The sequence below is a fragment of the Arthrobacter sp. 2YAF22_2 genome (assembly GCF_052114645.1).
Taxonomy (GTDB): domain Bacteria; phylum Actinomycetota; class Actinomycetes; order Actinomycetales; family Micrococcaceae; genus Arthrobacter.
In genome coordinates this window covers 1-6115 of the sequence record NZ_JBFRFD010000195.1, presented here as the reverse complement: position 1 = coordinate 6115, position 6115 = coordinate 1, and the positions used below count along the sequence as shown (strand labels likewise).

General features: G+C 68.3%; 7 protein-coding genes. 2 read left to right on the top strand and 5 right to left on the bottom strand.

Going from position 1 to position 6115, the window contains the following annotated elements; all coding sequences use genetic code 11:
- Window positions 1–128: 128 nt before the first annotated feature.
- The 3 genes from AB4Y86_RS09710 to AB4Y86_RS09700 all read right to left on the bottom strand — a co-directional run bounded on the left by AB4Y86_RS09710 (window position 129) and on the right by AB4Y86_RS09700 (window position 1510).
- Window positions 129–332: a cold-shock protein gene (locus AB4Y86_RS09710; RefSeq protein WP_441402034.1), complete on the bottom strand. Its 204-nt coding sequence runs from the start codon at window positions 330–332 to the stop codon at window positions 129–131.
- A gap of 101 nt (window positions 333–433) precedes the next feature.
- Window positions 434–1096 (bottom strand): LytR C-terminal domain-containing protein, encoded by a 663-nt coding sequence (locus AB4Y86_RS09705; protein WP_441402033.1) that lies wholly within the window; start codon window positions 1094–1096, stop codon window positions 434–436.
- A gap of 90 nt (window positions 1097–1186) precedes the next feature.
- On the bottom strand, window positions 1187–1510 hold the full coding sequence (locus tag AB4Y86_RS09700) for a DUF3263 domain-containing protein (protein WP_441402032.1): 324 nt from the start codon (window positions 1508–1510) through the stop codon (window positions 1187–1189).
- Between the two features lie 110 nt (window positions 1511–1620).
- On the opposite strand from AB4Y86_RS09700, the gene AB4Y86_RS09695 reads away from it, so the two are divergent.
- Window positions 1621–2400, top strand: a complete 780-nt coding sequence (locus tag AB4Y86_RS09695; RefSeq protein WP_441402031.1) for a uracil-DNA glycosylase — start codon at window positions 1621–1623, stop codon at window positions 2398–2400.
- Between the two features lie 26 nt (window positions 2401–2426).
- Complete coding sequence (locus AB4Y86_RS09690; RefSeq protein ID WP_441402030.1) at window positions 2427–3266, top strand: siderophore-interacting protein; 840 nt, start codon at window positions 2427–2429, stop codon at window positions 3264–3266.
- A gap of 138 nt (window positions 3267–3404) precedes the next feature.
- On the opposite strand, the gene AB4Y86_RS09685 is transcribed toward AB4Y86_RS09690, so the two are convergent.
- On the bottom strand, window positions 3405–4901 hold the full coding sequence (locus tag AB4Y86_RS09685; RefSeq protein ID WP_441402029.1) for a threonine/serine ThrE exporter family protein: 1497 nt from the start codon (window positions 4899–4901) through the stop codon (window positions 3405–3407).
- Between the two features lie 31 nt (window positions 4902–4932).
- Window positions 4933–6006, bottom strand: coding sequence for a lipid II:glycine glycyltransferase FemX (locus tag AB4Y86_RS09680; protein WP_441402035.1), 1074 nt, complete (start codon window positions 6004–6006; stop codon window positions 4933–4935).
- Window positions 6007–6115: the final 109 nt, after the last annotated feature.

Genomic DNA, 6115 nt, shown 5'->3' with positions numbered 1-6115 from the left:
GCCCAGGGCCATGGCGGCTGCAAGGCCGGCGGCTACGGCACAACTGAACCGGCGCGCGTTCGAGGGCCCGGATACCGACTTCGGGCCGCGGGCCCCAGTCGCCGCAGCGGCCCCGGTAAGGAGTGCCACTAGGCGGGCCGGACGCTTTCTGCCTGCGGGCCCTTTTCGCCCTCGCCCACTTCCAGCTCTACCCGCTGGCCCTCGGCCAGGGCCCGGTAGCCTTCGCCCGCAATCGCGGACCAGTGCACGAACACGTCGTCACCGGAACTGTCCACGGTGATGAAGCCGTAGCCCTTTTCAGCGTTGAACCACTTCACGGTCCCCAATGCCATGTTCTCCACACTTTCAGATAGCTTCCTCGCGGCCCACCTCGCTTTGCGCCGCGGCCTGCGGAAGGACGTCCGCAGCCACTGTAACCAAACGCTCCAGCGTCCTACATGAAGCCGGGTCCCAGCACGACGACGAGCGGCATCTTGAAATCGGCGGAATCTACGAGCGTGGAGATCCCGAGGAGCGAGCCCAGCGCCTGGGCGTTGGCCTTCTGGGCCGGACCGTCGTAAAAGACCACGGAGGCTCGCTGGGGGGCGCCGGCCCAGTTGCCGACAGGCCCGAGGCCCCAGCCCGCAGAAGTGACGGTGGATCCGACACGGCCAGCCAGCCCCGCCGTCGTGGTTCCGTTGTAGACCGTCACGGGCTGTGTCTTGTCGACGACGGCGGCGGGCGGCGCCGAGGGCGCCGAAGAGGGCGTCGAAGAGGGCGTCGCCGACGGGGGCGGCGTCGAGCCTGCGGGGGCGAGGCTGCCGGTCGGGTCAGCGCTGGCGGAGGGCGACGGGGTGGCCGCTGCGGTGGGAGGCGTCGTCGACGCGGCGGCGTTGTCGCTGGCCTGGTCAGCCCTCATGGCAGAGCCGCCAGAGGGCCCGAAGCCCAGCTTCGGCAGCAGCAGGAAGGCAACCAGGCCGATCGCGAGGGCCGCAGCCCCGGCGGACAGAATGGGACCCAGCCGCCGGGAGCGGGGTGCGGAGACTGTCCGGTGGACACCCTGGCGCGCGGCGGTCTCCGGGACCCGATCGAATTCATCCCGAGCGTATTTGGTCATGGTAAAGCGACGTCCTTGCTGATTTCTGGCTGATAGCCGGCCGCGGGATTCCCCACGGAATCCCGCCTGAGGCTCGGCTTCCCGCGGATTTTACGCGTCTGAACCCAGGCGGCGTGCGGTGCGGGCACGTTGTCGTGACGTACGTAGTCTACGCAATCTCTTGACCAGCATGGGATCGTGCGCCAAGGCCGCCTCGGTATCGATCAGGGCGTTGAGGATCTGGTAATAATGCGTGGCCGAGAGGTCGAAGAGCTCCCGGATGGCTTGTTCCTTGGCGCCGGCATACTTCCACCACTGCCGCTCCAGGGCGAGCATCTGCTGGTCCCGGCTGCTCAGCGGCGAGTCGCCGGCCGCCGTCGTCGGCGTCAGGTCCGCCCGCTCAGCCGGCTGGTACTCGGGTGCTGCTTCGGCCACGACACACTCCCTGACTCGTTCCGATAGGTCTCCCCCACATGTTACGGCCGAATAACAGGCTTGTCATTTGGCGGCGGGCTGGTCCCGGGACGAACTGCGAGAATGGGACGGTGCCCACTTCGATAGATCCCGACGCGCTCTTCCAGCTCGAACCCGAGGCTGCCGGGACCCCCGGCTTCGCGGAGCTGGCCCGGCTGCCGCTGGAAGGACTCGTGGCGCCCGACTGGGCCGCCGCGCTGGCGCCGGTGCAGGGGCAGCTGCGGGAAGTCCTCGAATTCCTCGCCGTCGAGGCAGCCGACGGCCACGACGTGCTCCCGGCGCCGTCGAACCTGCTGCGTGCCTTCCGCCAGCCGCTGGCCGGAGTGCGGGTGCTGATTGTGGGCCAGGATCCCTACCCGACGCCGGGCCACGCCGTCGGGCTGTCCTTCGCGGTGGACGGCCGGACCCGGCCAATCCCGCGCAGCCTAGCCAACATCTACAAGGAGCTCGACGCCGACCTGGGCCTGCCGCCGCGGGTGCACGGTGACCTCAGCCGCTGGTCGGAGCAGGGGGTGCTGCTGCTGAACAGGGTCCTCAGCGTCCGCGCCGGAGCCGCCGGTTCGCACCGCAACAAGGGCTGGGAAGCTGTCACAGCGGCGGCCATCGGGGCAGTCGCGGACCGTCGAGCCGACGGCGGCGGCCCGGCACCCCTCGTGGCGGTGCTCTGGGGCAAGGACGCCGAGGGCGTGCGGCCGCTGCTGGGCTCCGCCGCCGTGATCGCCAGCCCGCACCCCAGTCCGCTCTCGGCCGCCCGCGGCTTTTTCGGCTCCCGGCCCTTCAGCCGGGTCAATGAACTGCTGACTGCCCAGGGCGACGGCGTCGTGGACTGGGAATTGCCGGCGCTGCCCTGACCGGGTTCTTAGCTAGGCTTAGCCTCATGACTTCTGCCCCCGCCGCCGCCGCGGATGCCCGGCGCTCCCGGCCCCAAACCACGCTCACGGTCCTGCGCCGGGAGCAGCTTTCGCCGCACATGGTCCGGATCGTCGCCGGCGGCCCGGGATTCGCCGCCTACGTCAACAACGGCTATGTGGACCGCTACATCAAGATCGCGTTCCCGCAACCGGGGATCGACTACCCGCAGCCGCTGGACCTGACGGCTATCCGGGAATCCCGCCCGCGGGAACAGTGGCCCTTCAGCAGGACCTACACCGTCCGTTGGGTCGACGAAACGGCGGGCGAGCTCGCCATCGACTTCGTGATCCACGGCGACGAGGGCCTGGCCGGCCCGTGGGCCGCCGCCGCCCAGGCCGGCGACACCCTCGCCTTCACCGGCCCCGGCGGGGGCTACAACCCGGATCCGGCGGCAGACTGGCACCTGTTCGCGGGCGACGAGTCCGCCCTGCCGGCGATCGGCGCCGCCATCGAGTCACTCCCCCGCGACGCCCGCGGCCTCGCCTTCCTGGAGGTTGACAGCGACGCGGACGTTCTGGCCCTCGACGCGCCCGAGGGCCTCGAGCTGCGCTGGCTCCTGCGCCGGGGCGCTCCGGCCGGCAGCACCCGGTTGCTGGTGGACGCGGTGGGCGGCGCGACGTGGCCGGACGGGCGGGTCCAGGTCTTCGCGCATGGAGAGCGCGGCTACATGAAGGGCCTGCGCGAGGTGTTCTACGCCCAGCGCGGACTCGAGCGCAGCCAGGTCTCGCTGTCCGGCTACTGGGCCACGGGCCGGGTGGAGGACGACTTCCAGGCCGAGAAGAAGCTCCCCATCGGCAAGATCTAACAGCGCTTCGGGGTTTCCCCACCTTTGCCATCATGACGCCCGGACACGCCGGTGCGGCTGGCCGCCCCGCCGTCGACTCCGGGCAAAAGTGGGGAAACTCGGCGCATCAGGGTGGCCGGAAGGGCTATCCCGCCGCACCTAGCGGCGTCTGGCCCGGCGCCGCTCGTTGCTGGCCAGGCTCCGCGTCAGCGGACGCGCAAGCGTATCGCCGAGCACGATGCCGGCCGCCACTCCCAGCACGATCGCCGCGGCGTTGAGCATCCCGCCGGCACCCACCAGGATCTCGGATTCCTCAATCGTCAATACATACATGGACCGGAATATGGTCAACCCGGGCAGCAGAATGAGCGCCGCGGGGACGGCGACCACCAGCTGCGGGGCACCCATCCGGAGCGCCACCACCCGGGCCAGCAGACCGATGACGACGGCGGCGAGGRCCGGGGCGAACCGCGGGCCGACCCCAACGGCGGTGCCCCCTACCAGGACCAGATGGCCTACGACGCCGACCGCCGCCGTCGGCAACAACAGCTTCGGCGAGGTCTGCTCAGTGACGCCGATCGCCACGACGGCGATCGCCACCAGCGCGACCAGCGCCCACAAGGGATACTTCGGCGGGAATGTTTCGGTGACGTCGATGGATTCCATCCCGGTCATCGCCCCCACGACAAAGCCGACGGCAATACCGGAAACGAGTGCACCGAAGGTCAGCATGGTGGACAGGAACCGGCCGGCCGCTGTGACCGGAAAGCCGTTGATTGCATCCTGCACCGACGAGACCAGCCGGCCGGTGGGCAGGAGCAGCAGGATGCCACCCACCACCACGATTGCCGGGGCGATCTGGAATCCCACCGGGCTCCCGAAACGCCAAAGGAGCAACGCGATCAGGGTCACGACGAAGGAACACGCCGCAGTGATGAAGAAGTCCGGCGTGCGCCAGCGGCCCAACTGCCGCGCCAGCAGGCTGATCAGCAGGTTGGAGAGGAACGCGATGCCGGAGGCGGCCACCCCGCCGCCCAGCACGCCGACGAAGACCGCGGAGAACACGCCGAACGCCACGGTGACCATCCAGCGCGGGAACGGTTTCGAACTGTGGGTGATGTCTTCGAGTCGGCGCACCGCTTCCTCGCGGCCCATGCCGCCGGCCACGATGTCCGTGACCAGCTGATGGACCTGGGCCAGGCCGGCGTAATTGTTGGTCCAGGACCGCACCACGCGCAGCAACGAGATGGGGGTCTGGTCCTTCGGCGCATAGTTGATAGCCACTGACTGGTTGGTGATGTCCACCTCGATGTTCTTCAACCCCAGCGCGGCAGTAATGGCGATGATGCTGGTTTCCACTTCCAGGGCGCCGGCACCGTACCGAAACATGGATTCGGCCAGCTTCAGCGCGAAGTCGATGGTCTTGCGGGCGGAGGTGTCCACCCCCCCGACCTGGATCATCGGGTTGGCGTAGGGGCTCCCGGCCAGGCGGTCAACGATGCTGAGCGGCGCCGTCGGCGGATTCTCGCCTTGCACCAGCCTGCGCAGCATGCGTTTGGCAGCGGCGTTCTGGCGTACCTGCAGGGGCGACATCGGTTCGGTCCGGGGCAGGCCGTCGGTGTGCGGCCCGCGGCGGCCGTCGGGTGGTTTGTTCATTCCGGCCTCCTTAATTCAGCTTTGCGGGCGCTTAGTAGAACTGCTGGCCCGTGCGCCGTGTGTACAGCTGGCGGGCTACGCGTTCTCCGGCCGCCATCCAGGCCTTGTACTTCAGCGGGCTGAGGACCTGGTCGTAGCAGCCGACGAAGTCCGTGACCGTCTTGCTGAAGCTGGTCTTGAACAGCCCCAGGCCGTGGAACGGGTTGGCGGTATCCTTGAGCTTGTCGCTGGGCGGGGTGCCGCAGAAGTCGTATTCCGTGCAGCCCAGGTCCTTGAGCTGGTTGATCGCAGTCCACTGGACCAGGTGCGAGTCGCCGTACTGGGCGCGTTTCTGCAGTGACCCGCCGTCCTTGTAGGTGGCCTTCCGCCCGTAATTGATCACGAACGCGCCCACCGAGGGCACGTCGTTTTCGTAAACGAAGAGCAGCCGGCCCTGGCCTCGGGCCAGGAAGTTGGACCAGAACTGGCGGTAGTACTCGTATTCGCGGACCCGGACCTGGGACTTGGCCTCGACGGTGGTGGTCATCAGCGCGTACATCGCCCGGAAGTTTTCTTCGGTGGGCTCCACGTTGTGAACCTCCACTCCCTCGCGGATGGCCCGTCGAACGGCGTTGCGGCCGCGCGAGTGCAGGTTGCGGAGCAGTTGGTTTTCCTCCGGCGAGATGTCCAGCAACGCGGTGGAGTCGTTGGGCTGCAGGTTGTGGGTCTTGACCAGCCCGGCGCTTTCGATGACCCGGCGGGCGTCGTCGGAGAGGATGATGTCCGGTTCGATTTTAATGGCGAAGACGCCGAGCCTGGCGCGCTTGACGAACTCGGCGTTGGCGGCCACGATGCCTGGGATATCCTGCACCGACGCGGCATCGGGTCCCTTGATCAGGTACCAGAGCTTGCCGAGCACGGGGAAGGATTTCTCCAGGACCAGGTTGTAGCTCGCGAACTCTGCCGTCTCGTAGACCAGGTGAAGGGGTTTCCAGCCGAAGTGCTGCTTGACCTCGGCGAAAGCCTCGGACTGAAGCAGGTTTCCACCGTTGGGGTTCGCTGTGACGTGGGCGTCCCAGTTGGCGACCTCTTCGGCGGAGGCAAAGCGGGCAGTGAATTCTCGCAAGGGTGCGGTATCCAATCTTCGCGGACGAGCTTCGGCGGCATGGCTGGCATGCAGCCTCAAGTCTATCGGGAGGCAGGAGCCCTCAGGGTGCCGGGTCACCGTGCCCGGC